Below are 17,669 nucleotides of genomic sequence, written 5' to 3' on the forward strand. Positions count from 1 at the left end.
CATAGCGGAAAACTGTATAAATGAACAGAGCAAGCGGTAGGATTTTTGCAAAAAAATGCAAAAAATAACCCGCTTGTTGAGCGGGTTATTGAGTTCTAATTAATCTTTCTTACGCAGTACGAGCTGGCTTAATACCACCAAAGCAAGCGAGAAGATGATCATAATCGTAGCAAGCGCATTCACTTCAGGTGTCACCCCTGTTTTTACCAATGAGAAAATCTTCAGCGGTAAAACTTCATAACTTGCACTCGTTACAAATGAGGAGACCACCACATCATCAAGAGAAATCGTAAAGCTTAGTAACCAACCAGAAATAATAGCTGGTAATAGCAATGGTAATAAGATCTTACGCAAAATCGTGGTTTCACTTGCGCCTAAATCTTTTGCCGCTTCAAGCATTTTGCTATCGAAATCGCTTAAACGTGATGAAACGGTTATCACCACATATGGCAAACAGAACGTGACATGTGCCAATAATAATGACCAGAAACCAAGCGATACGCCAACCAGCATAAATAGCGCTAATAGCGATACTGCCATTACAATATCAGGCGACATCATGACGATAAACAACATACCACCGACAAATTGTTTCCCACGGAAACGGTAGCGGTATAGTGCAATCGAAGTTAATGCCCCGATAATGGTTGCTACCGTTGCCGAGAAAAATGCAATGGTAATGGAGTTCGTTGCGGCTTGTATTAACGTTGCGTTATTAAATAAACGTTCATACCAGTTCCAGCTAAATCCTTTCCAACTTAAACCGTAACGGTCTGCATTAAAGGAGTTTACCACCAAGATGATAATTGGAATGTACAAATAAGCGTACACCAAAAACATAAAAAGGCTTTTAAATACACGTCTCATTACTCTAGCTCCACCTTTTTATTCATCAATTTATTTGCACGGTAGTAAATGTATAACATCAATGCCATGAGAATGGTTAAAGCAATACTAATTGCTGAGCCAAATGGCCAGTTGCGAGTCACTAAAAATTCGCTCTTGATGATATTACCCACTAGCAATACTTTCGCACCACCTAAAAGGTCGGCGACATAGAACATTCCCATTGCAGGTAGCAATACGAGCAAGCAACCGGCAACGATCCCTGGCATAGTTAAAGGAATAATCACTTTAATAAAACGCTGGAAGGCATTTGCCCCTAAATCTTTTGCCGCTTCTAATAAGCGTCCGTCAATTTTTTCAATTGAAGAGTAGAGTGGCAAAATCATAAATGGTAACAAAATATAGACTAAGCCAATGACAACAGCGACTTCCGTATTTAAAATACGAATTGGTGTATCAATGACACCAAGCCACAATAACGCTTCGTTTAGCAGCCCTTTTACCCCAAGGAAAATCTTCATACCGTAGATACGGATTAACGAGTTTGTCCAGAACGGTAATACCACCAAAAAGAGCAAGAATGGGCGATATTTTGCAGGGATTTTGGCAATCATAAAGGCAAATGGATAGCCAATAATTAAGCAAATCACCGTTGCAATCCCCGACATATAAAGCGAGTTCCACAATACTTTAGAGTAAAGGGGATCAATTAAACGCTTATAACTATCTAGCGAGAATGTAAATTCAATCAGATTGCTACTGTCTTTGGTCATAAAGCTGGTAAAAAAGACCAATAAATTTGGTACTAATACAAAGAAGATTAACCAGCCAAAAATCACGGCGACAGTAACATTTTGGAATTTGTTACTACTCATTTTCATCGTTGAGTACAACCTCCCAGCCTTCGTGCCATGTTAAGGCAACTTTTTGTCCAACTGAGTGATCAATATGCGGATCATCTTCATTGAAGAACTCGCTGACCAGTACTTTCATTTGGTTGTGATCTAACACGATATTAGATTCAAGTGTCATACCTTTGTAAGTACGGTCGCTAACGTGTCCGATAATCGCTTTTGAACTTTCGTTTTCGTCTAATTCTTCAATCACAATATCTTCTGGACGAAGCAATACTTTCACTTTTTGGCTTGGTTGAACATCAAGTTTGGTATAGATTTCGCAGATGCGCCCCTCCACATTCGCTTTTACACGTTTTTCATCGATACGTTCAATCACGGTTGCATCAAAGACGTTGATTTCACCGATAAAACGTGCCACGAACAAGTTGGTTGGATCTTCATAAATCTCTTTCGGGCTGCCATCTTGCTGCACTTTACCCTTATTCATCACGATAATCCGATCAGACATAGTTAATGCCTCTTCCTGATCGTGGGTAACAAAGATAAAGGTAATGCCTAACTGGCGTTGCAGTTGTTTCAGCTCGTGTTGCATCTCTTTACGCAATTTATAATCTAATGCAGAAAGGGATTCATCTAATAACAACACTTTTGGCTGATTAACCACGGCTCGGGCAATAGCAATACGTTGCTGCTGACCACCAGAAAGTTGTGAAGGTTTACGGTTTGCCATTTCTTCCAAACGTACCATGCGTAATGCTTCCATAACGCGAGGTTTAATTTGATCATTCGGTACTTTTTGCATACGCAAGCCAAATGCCACGTTTTCAAAAATGGTCATATGAGGGAAAAGCGCATAGCTTTGGAAAACGGTATTTACTGGGCGTTGTTCTGCTGGAATATCAGAAACATCTTGTCCATCAAGAATAATCGCACCATCGGTTAATTCTTCAAAGCCGGCAATTAGGCGGAGTACGGTTGTTTTACCACAACCAGAAGGGCCAAGAATGGTAAGAAATTCACCATCATTAATCGTGAGATCTAAGCCATCGATAATCGTTTTTTCGCCATAACGCTTGGTAATAGAACGAAGCTCAATAATCGGTTTCTGCTCTAACTTTTCCATTTATTTTTGTTTTCCCCCTAGGGCTATGTTGAGAAAATGTAAAAAAACTGACGTAAAAGACGTCAGTTTGAGGTGTTTTTAAATAGTGGCTAATGATATAGCGAATAGCTATTTAATGAAAGTAAAATTTAAGCATTTTCCGTTATTGAATATCACAATGCTTCAGCAAGCGGTCATTTTTAATCGGTATTTTACCAATTACTAAAATAATATTGGCGGGTGAATGACCCGCCTATTTGTGTTTAATCAGAATTTCATTTCAAATGCTAAACTGAAATTTCTCCCCGGGGCGGCAAATCGAGTGTAATTGCTACCCCGGTCTTGGTTTACTGCATTCACACCGGATTGGCGCACTGATTCCCAAGTGGAATATTTACGATTAGTCACATTATAAATTCCTCCACGTAAGGTGTAGTTTTTATAATTGATGTAACCGGTAATATCATGGGTGTACCAAGAACCGGTCAGTTTGCCACCTAAATCAACGCGATGTATGCCGTGATGACGTGTGCCTGCCACCTCATCGGCGTTTTTGGCTTTAGAATAGGTGGTAGTAATGCCAATTCCCCATTTTTCTTCTGGGTGATCGTAGCCGAATCCAAGCACATAGCGTGCTGGCTGAATCGCATCTAGAATAGGATCGTTTACGCTATCGAGTCTTGAGTCGGTTAGTTTCCGCTCTTTTACTTTTACACGGTTATAAGCAACTGATGAATAAAAACCATCTGGCAGTATAGATAAAATACCGTGTAAGTCAAATTTAGCGACTAAATTTATCCCGTTTAGTGCTACATCTTGAATATTATGGTAGTTAGAGAAACAGTGTGATTTTTGTATTATTCTTTTACATGCTGTCGCAATCATATTTTTATAGTTATTACGGAAATAGCTCACATCAAGGTAACCAAATTGACCTTTAAAGCTAACTCCAATCTCATGATTAGTCGATTTTTCTGGCTCTAACTGGTGGCTACGTTGCTCGCGTTGCACATATTCGTTATCTTTAAGCCCAATATGATCACGTTTACCATAAAGTTCATAGAATGCAGGCACTCTAAAACCGTTTGAAATGCGATAAGAAAGCGATACAAACTCTGTTGGTTTAAGCGTAATCCCGCCATTCCAAGACCAATTTCGATAAGTTCGGCTAAGTGTCCACGGATCATCAGATTTAAATCGATGTTGATCAAAACGCACCCCTAATCCCAAATCCACATACTCGCTTATCACTAGATCGCGGAAGCTAACAAAATGGCTATAGCCTTTAATTTTACGCGGTTCACAGTTTATGATGTCGCCGTGTGTATTATTACACAAAGATACCGTTTCAATACTGCGTGGATTGCGACGATAAATATATGGATTATCTAAACGCCCTCTACCGCGGTAGCTGGTATAACCGCCTTTGGTATATTGGGCAGTCATATCCCCATGATCCATAAGCGAATTAAATCGATCAAAGCCCAACCCTAAATTCAGTTTGTGGGTTTGCTTAAATACGCCTTGACCAGCATTTAGCGCTTTATCAAATTCTAAATGAATGACACGATGCTTTTCTTGGTAATTATTACGCTCAGTTCGATACATCGACCAAGATTTATCCAAAGTCGGACGACAGTTTTTATCTACTACAGGGTAATCGCTACAATGTAAGCGATGTAGCCGGCTATATAGTTCAATATCTTGTTTATCCGCACTGAGTTTAATGTTATCCAACCAGCGATTATTCTCTGGTGTATATTGATAGTTAAATCCTAAACGACGTTTGTGGTGACGTTCATCAAAAAACTTCACATGGCTATAGCGCAACCCATAAGGGATCCTTCTATCGAACACTAAGCCATCTAAAATATTATCCCCTTCATAAACAGAAGAGTTCTTACGTGATAAGTTGTCTACCCTGATATTAATATCGTCTTTTGTATAGTAAGCTGGCGTTTGCATATCACGGATATCATAGCGTTGTTTTGTATCTTCTAAGATTGCGCCAAGATAATGAGACGAGTTAAAGTGATAGCCAAACTTCATAAAAACAGAATTACTCTTGTAATCTAAAGGGTTTGGTGCAATGCGATCTTTACCGGTATATTCTTGGGCTGAGAGCTGCTCAGTGCGATAAGGAATCTGCTCAAGCTGTTTGCGCTCTTCAGGCGTATATTCCGGAAATGTTCTCACTGGGAAATTATCGCGGTTCAACTTAGCCCTTGCACGAGGAGTACAATCTAATGTTGGGCAAGTATCTTCCACAATAAAAAAAGATCCTCCAGGAGCATTCTGTGCGGAATTTGGGTAAAGATCGTAGCGATTTTCAAAGCCGGTTATACGCCGAATATTATGTTTTAATTTATTTGCCTCGGAATGAATTTTGGTCTCTTTACCGTGTCGGTGAGTTGCAATAACAAGTGCTTCAAAACCACCCGCCTCACCAGCCGCAGCGATAGACTGTAAAAAATGGCTATTTTTGCTGGCATAAGAGGTCTTACTATCTAAGCCCCAATGCTGCCCCTCTTTAATAATATCCTGCGCATCTTTAGTACGAAAACCAATAGCACCACCTAGCGCACCAGAGCCATATTCCGCAGAACTTGCTCCTTTGCTTAACTCAATTGAACGAATGTTTTCATACTCAATCTCATTAATTGCACCACCATTAGCATCTGAACCTAGCGTATGATAATGCTGCGCTTGTGGTAGCCCATCAACAAGTAAGCTGACACGGTTTTTATCTACACCTCGAATGGCATAGCCACTACTTGCACCGCGACCTTGTTCCACCACCGAAATACCAGGGTCATAGCGAGTTAAATCACGAATACCAAGAATTTGATTTTTACTCATTTCGTGATAATTTTTCACTACTTTCCCCAAGCCAGTTACTTCGTTTTGACGTTCGTGAGCGTAACGGCTTTCAGTTACAATGACTTCGTCTAGTTCAAGTCGTTCTGTATTCGTATTTGTTTGCGTATTGGCAGACACCGTAGGTGAGATAAGTGCAGCAAAAATGGCAGCACTCAATGGGTGATAAGCAAAGTTTTTTTTCATTCTCATTGTCTCCTTAAATATTCCGTATTTTTATTGCATAAATAGACCGCTTGCGAACAAGCAGTCATTTTTCGCTATTATTTTGCAATTTGTCGTTTGCCAGCAAAGGTGATGCTAACTTTATCCTTGCTGTTACTATCATGCACAATTCCACCAAGCTCTAAAGCATTTTTACCGTAGAATGCTCCCTCGAATTGGCTATCAACATGTATGACGGTGCCTCCCCAAGTACTTTTTGGATCAAGATTAAAACCTGAATCACTGGTTTTAGCTGTGCCAGCAAAACCATTGGCTTTAATTTCGCCTTCAAGGGTGAGCATTGGACGCTCTTCAACACCATCATTAGCTATCAACTTGCCGTTGATTTTCTTATTGGCAAAATCTACATCAAACAGCGAGCGAGTGCCGCTTTCACTATTGCTTGGTGACTCAGCTCCGGCAGAGCCGGCTTCGCTACGCATAATACCATTCCAAGTGCCTCGGTATTGCGCTTTGCCTGAAGGTAGATCTGCTACTGCAGTACGTTCCCCCACTAAATAAAGATGGGAACTGTCTTTATCATTCTCTTCACTGTAAGTACCAAATTTGACATAGTCTAAATTATTACAGCAGACAGAAATGCGATAGGTTTTGCCACCAACGGTGGGCATAACCAAATCATCAAATTTCATTTCAGCAAAGCTTTTTTTACCTTCTGCAATCAGAGGAATTTGTGTATTGTTAATCAGCAGATGGGTTGCATTGCCGAAAGTATCCATTTCTGATTTACTTAAATCTTTTAAACTCACTTTTAAGGCATCAAAGGCGCGCTCGCTGTCATTTTCTTGCGCATCGCGTTTACCAGCGAATACCACGAATATTGATTTATCATCAGCTAAGAATTTACCAGCAAGCTCTTGAGTATTATCACCAAAAAAACCACCTTCAAGCGTAGAAGAATCTTTTCCAAAGTAAGGATCTTCAGTGTTTCTAGCATTGGCTTTACCACTAAATCGGTTACCTTGGATAGTGGCATTAATATCGTAAAGAGGTGTGATTTTTTGTTCGTTGGTACGAGGTTTAACGTATCCATTGCGCACCAATGTGCCAGTTAGCGTTTTATTAGAGAAATCAGCGGTAAATTCACCGGTATGCCCCATCGGTTTTTCAGCATCATCAAGATTCACGTCTCGACTGTTTTCCGGTGTGGCACCAATATTTACCCCTGCTGAATTGGAGAAATATTGAGAATCTCTATCTTTTCTTGCATCGGTCGTAAAATCCCAATATCCCTTATAAATGGCTTTTTGAGCTGGCATTGCTTTGGCTGGATGTGTACCTAAATAGTACACATAACCATGAGCACCTGTCCGTAGCACTTCTTTATGCTTAATCTCTGGTTTTGCACCGGAATGTAATACATAACCAGAACGAACAAATTTGAAGTCTCGAGTATTGTGTCCATTATGCCCATCATGGGTATGGCTAAACCCCTCATCGTCATAACCGTATGCTTTTACTTCTTCTTCATACGGAATTTTGGTCAGATCTCCGGCAATTGGCGTTATTTCCCCTATCGGAGCAGCATTCTCATTAGCTTGTGGTAGCTGATTACGGCGTGGAATTTTGGCTGAAAAACCAAAGCCAGGTTGTAATAAAGCAGTGGCTTCGGTGTTATTTATGGTACGTCTTGCGCTACTATTGTCATCTTGTAAGCTGGGTTTTGGTGAGTCTGGTTTATTCGATTCGACTTTTACCGATTGCACATCAAAACTACCACCATTTGAAGTACAGGCGCTGAGTAGTGCAATATTCAATAGCACAAAACTGCTTTTGAGTTTAAACATAGTGTCTCCCTTATAAAAAAATAATAAATAAAAATCATTCTTATTCTATTAATTGTGTAAACTTATGTAAAGAGGGGATTTTGTTCTTTAGATGAAAATTAAACCTTTGCGCGTAGTGTATCGATGGTATAGCTTTCGCAAGCGGCTATCAGGGATATGAAATGGCTGTATTTAGATGAAATTGCAAGCGCTTATTTAGAAACGAAGGCTTGCTTTTGGTGATGTTGTAAAGGGGAAATCGCGAACAAGTATTGATGGCACTCGTCTTTGAGGAGTGCCTATCATGGATACAAAAAATGGTTTGTTGTTATTCAACGGAGAGTGGAAAACCGCCTAAATCTTTTAAACGGTTTACCATCGCACAAAAAAGTTCGGCAGTGCGTTCGGTGTCATATAAAGCGGAATGTGCTTGTTTACCGTCAAATGGAATTTTTGCCATTTGGCAGGCTTTCACCAGCACCGTTTGTCCATACATAAAGCCCGCGAGAGTTGCGGTATCAAACATAGCGAAAGGGTGGAAGGGATCGCGCTTAGCATTGATACGTTTGACAGCCGCGTGTAAAAAGCCTTGATCAAAGGCAGCATTATGCGCCACGATCACCGCGCGCTGGCAGCCATTGGCTTTCACCGCTTTACGTACCATTTTAAACATTTCAATAATGGCGATCTCTTCAGGCTGAGCATTACGCGTTGGATCTTCAATATTAATCCCATTAATTTTTAACGCTTCAGGATTAATGTTTGCGCCGGCAAATGGCTGGATATGGCTATGATATTGTTGGTCTTGCACGAGATAGCCGTTTTCATCCATTTTGAGTGTAATTGCGGCAAGCTCGAGTAGCGCGTCCGTTTCGGCATTTAACCCCGCGGTTTCCACATCGATCACCACGGGCAAATAGCCACGGAAACGGTTTTTCAGTAAATTGTAGTCAATAGTTTCAGTTTGTTCGGTCATAACAAAAAAAGAACGGTTTTGCAAAATTTGGCAAAAATCTTACCGCTTGCAAAACCGTTACCAGAAAAAGAAAATTAGTTGCCTAATGCTTTATCAGCATCTTTATTTGCGATAAATTCAATTTTGTAACCATCTGGGTCTTCAACAAATGCGATGACGGTTGTGCCGCCTAGTACCGGGCCGGCTTCACGTGTAACCTTACCGCCCGCTTGGCGCACTGCTTCTACGGTTGCATAAATATCATCTACGCCAATCGCAATATGCCCATAAGCATTACCAAGTTCATAGCTTTCAACGCCCCAGTTGTAAGTCAATTCTAATACGGCGGTTTCGCTCTCATCACCATAGCCTAAGAAAGCAAGGGTGTATTTGTATTCGGTATTCTCGCTTTGACGTAATAAGCGCATACCTAATACTTCTGTATAGAATTTGACAGAGCGTTCTAAATTCCCCACACGTAGCATTGTATGTAAAATTCGCATAAATTAACTTCCCAAAAATAGAAAAAGGAGCGGGTATTATGGCATAATCCGCCTCTAAAATCATTTTTTCTCAAATAAAACTATGTCTCACGATCATGATACCCCTTCAAAATGGGAAATTTCGAGTCACGCGGCATTGCCGGTAGTGTTAATGCTCTTTATTCAAATGCTTGCCCATTATATTGGTTCGCCCGCGAATAGTATTTTCCTTTCTCCTTATTTAATTGCCTTTTTTGTTGCGGCATTGCTGGCATTGGTGGTGCTATGGAAAGGGCAAATCTGCCCAGGGCAAAAAGGGCGCTTGGCATTTGTCTTGCCATTTTTAGCCGCTTTTGCCTTGGGGAATTTTCTCTATACTGCATTTTTTACCCCAAAACATATTTTGTTATCGCTGGCAAATTTAGCAGCCTTATTTATTCCTTTATTATATTGGCGCTTTCCAGATGATGAACCAATGCAAAAAATCTTTAGTTATCTTGGTTTTGCATTAGGCGCGATTGGTATACTGGCTTACAGCATTTGCTACTGGGTTGAATTACCCTCGCTATTAAACTGGGTAAGGGGCAACTATTTTGCTCAGATTCAGCTTGGCTTATTGCTGCTTGGTTGGTATATGATGTTAGCGAAAAGTCGCTTAGATGGCTTTTTTAAGTTATTGGTGCAACTAAGCCTTATTGTGCTGATTTTTAACTACATTTGGGTGATTTTTGTCTTATACCAAGAACTCAATATTATGCCAGAATTGGCGACCTTGCCTTATTTTGCTTTCTTTGCGCTGCAATTTGTCGTGTTAGCCATGTTGGCTTGGCTGCTTATTGGCAAACAGGGCAAAAATATTAAGAACCCTGTGGCGTGGACAGCCGCCACCTTCTTATCTATGCTTTATCCTCTCACTAATATTTTCTAATGATTATTCGGCGTACCTTGCTCATTTTGGCGGCACTACTTGCGGTTTTACTCGCAAGTGGTGCGGCGTTAATGACAGGTAGCCAACTTTCCAGTGCGCTGAATCTGGTTTTGCCCGAAGAATGGCGCATTGAAACACCGCTTGGCTTAGAAGCTGATTTAGAAAAAGCGCAATTACCCTCATTTACTTTACATTATCAACATTGCCCGTTGTTAAGTGCAACACAGCTGAAGGTGCAATGGTGGCAAACTCAGCAGATTCAGCTACAAAGTGCCGAAATTGATTACTACTGTTTAAGCATGTTGCTTAGTCGTAATGCGCAGAGTAGTAGCGAGAACGCCTCTACCACATTAAGTTCTCTACTGGCTTTGTTGCCAGAAGGGGAAGCCGCGATAAAACAACTACATTGGAAAAACTTACCTGATGATTTACCCCCACATTTGCACGGGTTGCTGGCAAGCCCGAGTGAAATTCGTTTTGCATTTTTCCAGCAAAAACTGACCGCTTACATTGGGCAAGCTTTGTTGAATTTTACGGCTGAATTACAGCATAACCAGCTTGGCTTGCAGGCACATTATCAGTTAGCCGATAGCGAGCAGCACCATCTTAGCGCACAAGCCACACTAGCAGACTCCTTAACACAGCTGCCGTTAAATTTAAACGCGACATATCGCTGGCAATTGCCCGAAACACGGATTGCCTTGCCGGATTTGCAGCAGGGCAATGTCCAATTAGTCTGGCAAACAGAAGATGATACGCTACAGGGCAATTTAGTGTTGCAATCGGCAAGCAACACACAAAATCAGCTGCACTTACCTTTTAAGCTAAATGCGCAGCACCTGCAAATTGAACAAGCAAGAATTGATTGGGAGCTCATTCCTGAATTTCCGTTACGTGCTTTTATAAACGCCACATTCACACCAAAAAGTTTTCGCTTAGATGATTTATTACCCATTGAAACCGCCGTTCGTATTAGCTTACTTTCGCAAAATGCTAAGGGGAAAGGTAATGTGGTGATCAACAATCTCGCTGGAAGGATTGAAGCAGATAAGCTTTCGCTACCTTTGCAAATAACCGGTAATATCAAATACGATGACTATATTCTCTACAGCACTATCCCGTTGGATATCCAAGGCAGTTGGCAAGATCTCCAGCTTAAATTTTTGCCCAAAGCATTATTGCGTTTAACAGGGACAGAGCGCTTTTTAACCATTCACGATCTACGCTTTCCATTAGCGGGGATTCGGGTGGATAAATATGGCATTAGCGGGCGTTTGCAGTCGATTTTTCGTGGAGAAAGCCCGGATTTTAAAAATATTGAAATTCACTTAGATGGTTATGCAAAAAATTTCAAAGCTGGTGCGTTAAGCTTTTTTCAAACCCCGAATGAAAAAAATGCAGTAAAAGATCAGTGGAATTGGCGCTTTTGGGGCAACACACAATTTAATACGCTGAAAAGCCGGCTTAATGTGGCAGGGCGTGGTAACTGGCATAAAAATTTAATTCGATTAAATGAGTTTAAAGGCGAGCTGGCGCAAATTAAGCAAAATGGTATTACGATTCCCAAAACCGAGCTCACACTGCAAAAGCCCATTAAATTTTGGTATGAACGCTTTGAGCTAGACGGCAGCGTGCGCCTAGCCGCCCCCAAAATTGCCTTTGATTACGGCGGGGAATTAGAACAACCCACAGCAGATCTCAGTTTTAACGGCGAAACGGAAAATCTTAAGTTTAAAGGTATATTGCATGCCGGTAAGCTCGGGCCGATCCGTCTGTTTGCGCGCCGTCATTTAACGAAAAATGCCAGTGATTTGATTGGACGGCTCTATTGGGCTGAACAGCCTGCGAATGTATTCCAATCGCTTTTTCCATTTCGCCATCATTGGGTGATTACTCAAGGCAGTATTAAAGGCGAAACAGCGTTCAGTGCGAATGCCAAACGTGGGCTGATAGCTGGGGGGCATTTTGCCATTCGCCAAGGCGCGGTTTCTTTGCCCAGTGGTGAGCTAAAAGGCATTGAATTTTCCCTTCCTTATCAATTTAAGCAGGGAGCGTTTGCGCTGGGGTTAAAACAGCCTGTGGCGGTAAAAATTGCTGAGATAAACCTTGGTTTGCCGATTACAAATGTATCGGCAAAAGTGCAGGGCTATTATCCTTACACGCCACGTAAACCGCTACAACTGCGCGAACTTAGTATGCAGCTGCTTGACGGAAGCCTCAATGTCGAACGTTTTGCCCTGCCACAAACTCAGGTGGCGCAGCTTAATTTGTCGCAAATTAATTTGGCAAAAATTCTTGAGTTTGCACAATATCAGCAGATTAACTTAACTGGGCGTATAAATGGCAAATTTCCTTTCTGGCTGAGTGGTAAACCTTGTTATATTTGCAATGGCAGCATAAGCCAAAGTGGCAAATCGCATTTAAAATTTACCCCAGAATTAATGCAAGCTATTCAAAAAGCGGGCTATACCGAGCGGATTTTGTCTTACACTGTGAATGACAGCCTACTGAATGAATTTTCGGCAACCCTAAATTTAGCCACCAATGGCGATATGCAGCTAAACGCAAAAGTACGCAGCCAATTGGTAGAGCACCAAAACAAGAAAATAAATATTCATTACCATCATCAGGAAAATATGTTTGCTTTATGGCAGTTGATTAACGCTGGCACGCAGCTGGAACAACGGCTGGAACATGAACTGTACAAAAAATTGGACGGAAACAAATGAAACACTTAGCAGCCTTACTTTTTGCAAATTTTTGCCTATTTTTAACCGCTTGCACTCCAAAGATTCAGCTGGAAACGCCCGAAGAAGGGATTACGATTAATATGCATGTGGTGGTGGATCACCGTATTGCGGTACAAATGGACGAGAAATCGCGGGCGGTGATTCAAATAACAGATCAAAATGAGCCACAAAAGTAAATTAGTGTAAATAAAATGCGGAAATGTTATTAAGAATGATTTATTTTTAATAATAAATTAAATAACTTATTGATAAATAGTGAATATAGTTAATAAAAGAGGAATTAAAAAAATAGCTTAAGTAAATTTGTGTAAAGATAATAAATTTTGATGCAGATATTAGAAAAGGTATTTTGTTTTAACGAATATTAAACAGTATAATATCAAAAGTTATAAAAGTAAGGAGGCTTTTATAAGTAGCTGAATTTTAGCAACTATATGAGAATAATTTGTAGTTATACAATTTTCATATAGTTTTTTTTATTTTATGGATATTGTAAATATTAATTAACGGATGATTGGTTATGAATAAAATATTTAAGGTAATTTGGAATCAGGTGACACAACAAATGGTGGTGGTCTCTGAGCTTGCCCATAATAGAGGCAAAGCGTCATCATCAACCGATGAACGTGTTTCACCTATACATGCAGCATATATCTTAAGTAGTGTGGGGTTGGGCGTTTTAGGGGCATATTCAGCGGATGCTGAGGCGGCTTATGCAGTGAATGGAACAGCGGGGAGTTCTGCGGGTTCAATAGCGATCGGCTCTGCAAATACGGCTTATGCTAATGCAGCTAATGTAAATGCTACAGCGGTAGGTGGATATACTGTGGCAGGAGCAGAGGCTAGTGCTTTTGGTTATGGTGCTAATGCAAGTGGTTATATGGGGGTTGCTATAGGTAGCCTTGCTAACGCAACAAATAATCAAGCAGTATCTATTGGTTATAAAACAAATGCAACGGGTGACCAGTCTACTGCAATAGGCGCTAACTCTTTAGCAAGTGGTGCATCTGCAATTTCTATTGGTGGCGATGATTTAGATGCTGTGTCTAAAGCTAATCTAAATGGAACAAGTGCGAGTGTATTAAATGCTGGGGAAGTTAATACTATTTTTAAAAATATTTCTGGTTATAACTTAGTAAATAATACATCAGGTAATCCCGTTCAATATCAGCCTACTTCCGCTTCTGGTGCCGGTTCAGTTGCTATTGGTACACAATCTGTAGCTAGCGGTGCATTAGGTTTAGCAATTGGTACTAAAACTGTGGCAAATGGTACAGCAGCTGCGGCAATTGGTATTGCTTCTATCGCTTCTGGCAGCGGTTCACTTGCAATGGGTACGGCAGCAGATGCTTTAACCAGCCATAGTATTGCAATTGGTGCAAATACTTTATCTAATGGTAGTTCTGATAGTACCGCAATTGGTACTAACGCAACTGCTTCTGGTCAAAATGCGATTGTATTTGGTACCGGCGCAAATGCCACAACTAATGCTGCAAACACTACCGTGATTGGGGCAAACTCAAGTGCGAATAGCGCTAATTCTGTTGTGATTGGTACAAAAGCGCATATTAATGCTACAAACTCAGGCAATTCAATTGTTATTGGTGGCAATGCATCGATTTCTGGCAGTAGCGCAGGTTATTCTGTGGCTCTTGGCGAAAATGCAACTGCAGGTGCAATTAACTCATTAGCATTAGGTAGAAATTCAAAAACCTCAGGCAATTCTTCTATTGCCATAGGTTTAGACAGTAATGCTTCTTCGCCTAATGCAACGGCAATTGGTACGAAAGCGAATGCTTCCAATGATTCTGCGCTAGCTCTCGGTAATGCTTCTAAAGCTTCAGGCTATGATGCGGTTGCCTTAGGTCATTCTGCTAATGCCACAGCAAGCCGTGCCACCGCGGTAGGTAGCTTAACTACAGCAAGCGGCGCAAATTCAACAGCATTAGGTAATAATGCCTCTGCTACAGCAGCAAACAGCACAGCATTGGGTGATTCAGCTAAAGCTAGCGTGGCAGGTTCAGTGGCGTTAGGTAATGCCTCTTCAACAACTGCTGGGGTAAATACCTCAAATGCAGCAATTAATGGTGTCACTTATGGTAACTTTGCGGGCGCAACCGCAAGCAGTGTGGTTTCTGTGGGAACATCAACTTATAACCGCCAAATTCAAAATGTGGCAGCGGGTAGAGTGAATGCTAACTCAACCGATGCGATTAATGGCTCACAGCTCTATTATGTGGCTGTTGAGGCAGCAAAACATACCACGGTAAGCTCAAAAGATAAGTCGGTAAATATTACTACTTCAACCAATTCGAATGGCTCAACCAATTACGATTTAACGGTTACTCCAACAACCATTACTTATAATGCAACGTTAAACACCACCGGCAATAATGTACCGGTTAGCATTGAAAATAAAACGAATAATAGCTATGCGGTTAATGTGCATACTACGCCGTTAAATATTGCTAATAATGGTTCTACCGTTGTGCCAAATAGTCGCGATCAACAATTAATGACTGCCAGCCAAATTTCGCAAGCGATTAATGATTCAGGCTGGAAATTAACGACCGGTGTAAATGGTGGCAAACAAGAGGGAAGCGCGCAAAGCACACTTGTGACCCCAGGGGATAATGTTACCTTCTTAGCCGGTAAAAATTTGGTGATTAACCAAACGGCAGATCGCCAGATCACTTACTCTTTAAACCCAGATGTTGTGCTAAATAACATTACGATTGATCCTACGCAGTCAAACAGTGCGGCGGGGATTAATATGAATAATACCCATGTAACCAATTTAAAAGCAGGGGTAAATGGCACAGATGCAGTTAATCTTGACCAGCTTAATGCTAGCAAAACCTACGTTCAACAAGGCAACCACACTACAGTAAGCGCCAGCACAAATACAAATGGCTCAACGGTTTATGTGGTGAATGCAAATCATACAGCGGTGGCAGCTGGCAAGAATGTTAATTTAACCAGCCAAACCGATGGGCATGGTTTAACTACTTATAATGTGAGTGTGGAAGGTGCTCTTACTAATATTAGCAGTATTAGCAATGGCAATACGGTGATTAATCTTGAAGGCAATACGGTTAATGTAAGCAATTCAACCATTAGCAATGTGGCGAACGGCACTAATGCAACAGATGCGGTGAACTTACAACAGTTAAATGCCAGCAAAACCTTTGTACAAAAAGGTAATCACACGGCTGTAAGCTCTAGCACTAATGCAAATGGCTCAATTAATTATGTGGTAAGTGCAGATAATACGGTGGTTACTTCTAATGATGGTTCTATCACGGTAAATACTAGCTCTCAAACCACCGCAGATGGCACTGTAACTTACACTTACGATTTAAAAGCTAATGTTGCCGCACCAGAGAATTATTTCCATGTGAATAATGGCTCAAATAAAGGTGGCGATGAGAAAAGCAATTTAGGTGGTGTGGGCGATAGCGCAGGCGCAACAATGTTAAATGCTTTAGCTGCTGGTATTAATGCGACAGCGACAGCCTATGCGGCAAGTGCAATGGGTTATAACGCAACTGCTAGCAATAATAACACTATTGCTGTAGGTAGCTTAGCAAAAGCAAGCGGAGCTGAGGCAAGTGCTGTAGGCTATAACTCAACTGCTTCAGCGCAAAATGCCTCGGCATTTGGTTCGGATACCGTTGCTTCAGGCAATAGCTCATTAGCGGTGGGTACTGGGGCTATGGCTACAGCAGATAGTGCAGTGGCTATTGGTAATGATGCGAATGCAACTGCACAAAGTGCCGTGGCAATTGGTGAAAGTACAAATGCAACCGCTAATTTCTCAACCGCTGTGGGGGATTCTTCAACAGCGAGTGGTGTGCGTTCTGCGGCATTAGGTGTTGATGCGAATGCAACTGGCGAATCTGCAATTGCTATTGGTGATTCTTCAATTTCGAACAATAACCGTTCTATGGCAATTGGTTTCCATGCAAAAGCAGAAGCAAAAGAAGCTAGTGCAATTGGTGCAAATTCAACAGCTTCTGGGCTAAGTGCTATTGCATTAGGTACTAGTTCTTCGGCAACTCAAACCAATGCAGTGGCGATTGGTGATACTGCGGTAGCAAATATTGCTGGCGCAGTGGCATTGGGTAATGGCTCTACTACTACGGCGGCAGTTGGTACTTCTTCGGCTACTGTAAACGGTGTGTCGTATGGTGATTTTGCCGGTAGCACGCCAAGTAGTGTGGTGAGCGTGGGCTCTCAAGGCAATGAGCGCCAAATTCAAAATGTGGCAGCAGGTAGAGTTGAGGCAAACTCAACCGATGCGATCAATGGCTCACAACTGTATATGGTAGCGATGGAAGCCGGTAAGAAAACCTTTGTTAAAGAAGGTAATTACACAACGGTAACCTCAGAGACTCATGCAAACGGTTCTGTGACTTACAAAGTTGATGCAACGAAAGCAGAAGTCACCGCTGGCACAAATGTAAAAGTGAATTCCAGCACAAGTGGTAATGGCTTAACAACTTATAACGTGAGCGTTGAAGGCGAATTAAGCAATATCACAACAATTACTAATAATAACGGTAATACTTTAACCATTGGCAACGGTACAACCAGTGTTGAAAATGGTAAAGCGAAGGTGAATAGCAATTCAAAAGATAGTGATATTGCGACTGTTGGCGATATTGTGAAGACCATCAACAATGTAAGTTGGGCTATCGCAGGTAACGGTGATGTTAAAGAGAATATCAGCGCGGGCGATAAGGTTAATTTTGTTAATGGTTCAAATACCGTTGCGTTAGTGACGGCGAAAGATGGTGGCGCAGAGGTGACCTTTAACGTTGAAGGTAACTTAACCAATATCACGAGTATCAGCAATGGTAGCACCAAAGTTAGCCTAGA

The 17,669-nt window shown here is 41.3% G+C and carries 11 protein-coding genes; 4 read left to right on the plus strand and 7 right to left on the minus strand.

Features of this window, described 5'->3' with window-relative positions:
• Positions 1–99: 99 nt before the first annotated feature.
• The 7 genes from potC to gloA form a co-directional block, all read right to left on the minus strand.
• Positions 100–867 carry a spermidine/putrescine ABC transporter permease PotC gene (gene potC / locus EDC51_RS10595; RefSeq protein WP_025267201.1) on the minus strand — a complete coding sequence of 256 codons (768 nt, stop codon included), beginning with the start codon at positions 865–867 and terminating at the stop codon, positions 100–102.
• Entirely contained in the window at positions 867–1,727 is an 861-nt protein-coding gene (gene potB, locus EDC51_RS10600) for a spermidine/putrescine ABC transporter permease PotB (RefSeq protein ID WP_025267200.1), read from the minus strand. The genes potC and potB overlap by 1 nt, the downstream gene beginning before the upstream one ends.
• On the minus strand, positions 1,714–2,826 hold the full coding sequence (gene potA, locus EDC51_RS10605) for a spermidine/putrescine ABC transporter ATP-binding protein PotA (RefSeq protein WP_015432141.1): 1,113 nt from the start codon (positions 2,824–2,826) through the stop codon (positions 1,714–1,716). Before potA ends, potB begins: the two co-directional genes overlap by 14 nt.
• Positions 2,827–3,072: 246 nt before the next feature.
• Positions 3,073–5,868: a lactoferrin/transferrin family TonB-dependent receptor gene (locus EDC51_RS10610; RefSeq protein ID WP_131928934.1), complete on the minus strand. Its 2,796-nt coding sequence runs from the start codon at positions 5,866–5,868 to the stop codon at positions 3,073–3,075.
• A gap of 77 nt (positions 5,869–5,945) precedes the next feature.
• Positions 5,946–7,694 carry a transferrin-binding protein-like solute binding protein gene (locus EDC51_RS10615; protein ID WP_131928935.1) on the minus strand — a complete coding sequence of 583 codons (1,749 nt, stop codon included), beginning with the start codon at positions 7,692–7,694 and terminating at the stop codon, positions 5,946–5,948.
• 307 nt (positions 7,695–8,001) lie between these two features.
• On the minus strand, positions 8,002–8,649 hold the full coding sequence (rnt, locus tag EDC51_RS10620; RefSeq protein WP_025267197.1) for a ribonuclease T: 648 nt from the start codon (positions 8,647–8,649) through the stop codon (positions 8,002–8,004).
• 74 nt (positions 8,650–8,723) lie between these two features.
• Positions 8,724–9,131, minus strand: coding sequence for a lactoylglutathione lyase (gloA, locus tag EDC51_RS10625; protein ID WP_025267196.1), 408 nt, complete (start codon positions 9,129–9,131; stop codon positions 8,724–8,726).
• 82 nt (positions 9,132–9,213) lie between these two features.
• On the opposite strand from gloA, the gene EDC51_RS10630 reads away from it, so the two are divergent.
• The 4 genes from EDC51_RS10630 to EDC51_RS10645 all read left to right on the plus strand — a co-directional run.
• Positions 9,214–10,038 carry a hypothetical protein gene (locus EDC51_RS10630; RefSeq protein ID WP_015432148.1) on the plus strand — a complete coding sequence of 275 codons (825 nt, stop codon included), beginning with the start codon at positions 9,214–9,216 and terminating at the stop codon, positions 10,036–10,038.
• Positions 10,038–12,767: a YdbH family protein gene (locus tag EDC51_RS10635; protein WP_131928936.1), complete on the plus strand. Its 2,730-nt coding sequence runs from the start codon at positions 10,038–10,040 to the stop codon at positions 12,765–12,767. Before EDC51_RS10630 ends, EDC51_RS10635 begins: the two co-directional genes overlap by 1 nt.
• Positions 12,764–12,964, plus strand: coding sequence for a YnbE family lipoprotein (locus EDC51_RS10640; RefSeq protein ID WP_131928937.1), 201 nt, complete (start codon positions 12,764–12,766; stop codon positions 12,962–12,964). The genes EDC51_RS10635 and EDC51_RS10640 overlap by 4 nt, the downstream gene beginning before the upstream one ends.
• 344 nt (positions 12,965–13,308) lie before the next feature.
• Positions 13,309–17,669: ESPR-type extended signal peptide-containing protein (locus tag EDC51_RS10645; RefSeq protein ID WP_282957660.1), on the plus strand; the 4,361-nt coding region annotated here is incomplete at its 3' end.

Source organism: Bibersteinia trehalosi, assembly GCF_004346205.1.
Lineage (GTDB): Bacteria > Pseudomonadota > Gammaproteobacteria > Enterobacterales > Pasteurellaceae > Bibersteinia > Bibersteinia trehalosi.

Excerpts from the sequence above, each read along its gene's own strand:
- EDC51_RS10615 (WP_131928935.1), bottom strand. The coding sequence starts at position 7,694 with ATGTTTAAACTCAAAAGCAGTTTTGTGCTATTGAATATTGCACTACTC.
- EDC51_RS10635 (WP_131928936.1), top strand. The coding sequence starts at position 10,038 with ATGATTATTCGGCGTACCTTGCTCATTTTGGCGGCACTACTTGCGGTT.
- potB (WP_025267200.1), bottom strand. The coding sequence starts at position 1,727 with ATGAAAATGAGTAGTAACAAATTCCAAAATGTTACTGTCGCCGTGATT.
- EDC51_RS10630 (WP_015432148.1), top strand. The coding sequence starts at position 9,214 with ATGTCTCACGATCATGATACCCCTTCAAAATGGGAAATTTCGAGTCAC.
- rnt (WP_025267197.1), bottom strand. The coding sequence starts at position 8,649 with ATGACCGAACAAACTGAAACTATTGACTACAATTTACTGAAAAACCGT.
- EDC51_RS10640 (WP_131928937.1), top strand. The coding sequence starts at position 12,764 with ATGAAACACTTAGCAGCCTTACTTTTTGCAAATTTTTGCCTATTTTTA.
- EDC51_RS10610 (WP_131928934.1), bottom strand. The coding sequence starts at position 5,868 with ATGAAAAAAAACTTTGCTTATCACCCATTGAGTGCTGCCATTTTTGCT.
- gloA (WP_025267196.1), bottom strand. The coding sequence starts at position 9,131 with ATGCGAATTTTACATACAATGCTACGTGTGGGGAATTTAGAACGCTCT.
- potA (WP_015432141.1), bottom strand. The coding sequence starts at position 2,826 with ATGGAAAAGTTAGAGCAGAAACCGATTATTGAGCTTCGTTCTATTACC.
- potC (WP_025267201.1), bottom strand. The coding sequence starts at position 867 with ATGAGACGTGTATTTAAAAGCCTTTTTATGTTTTTGGTGTACGCTTAT.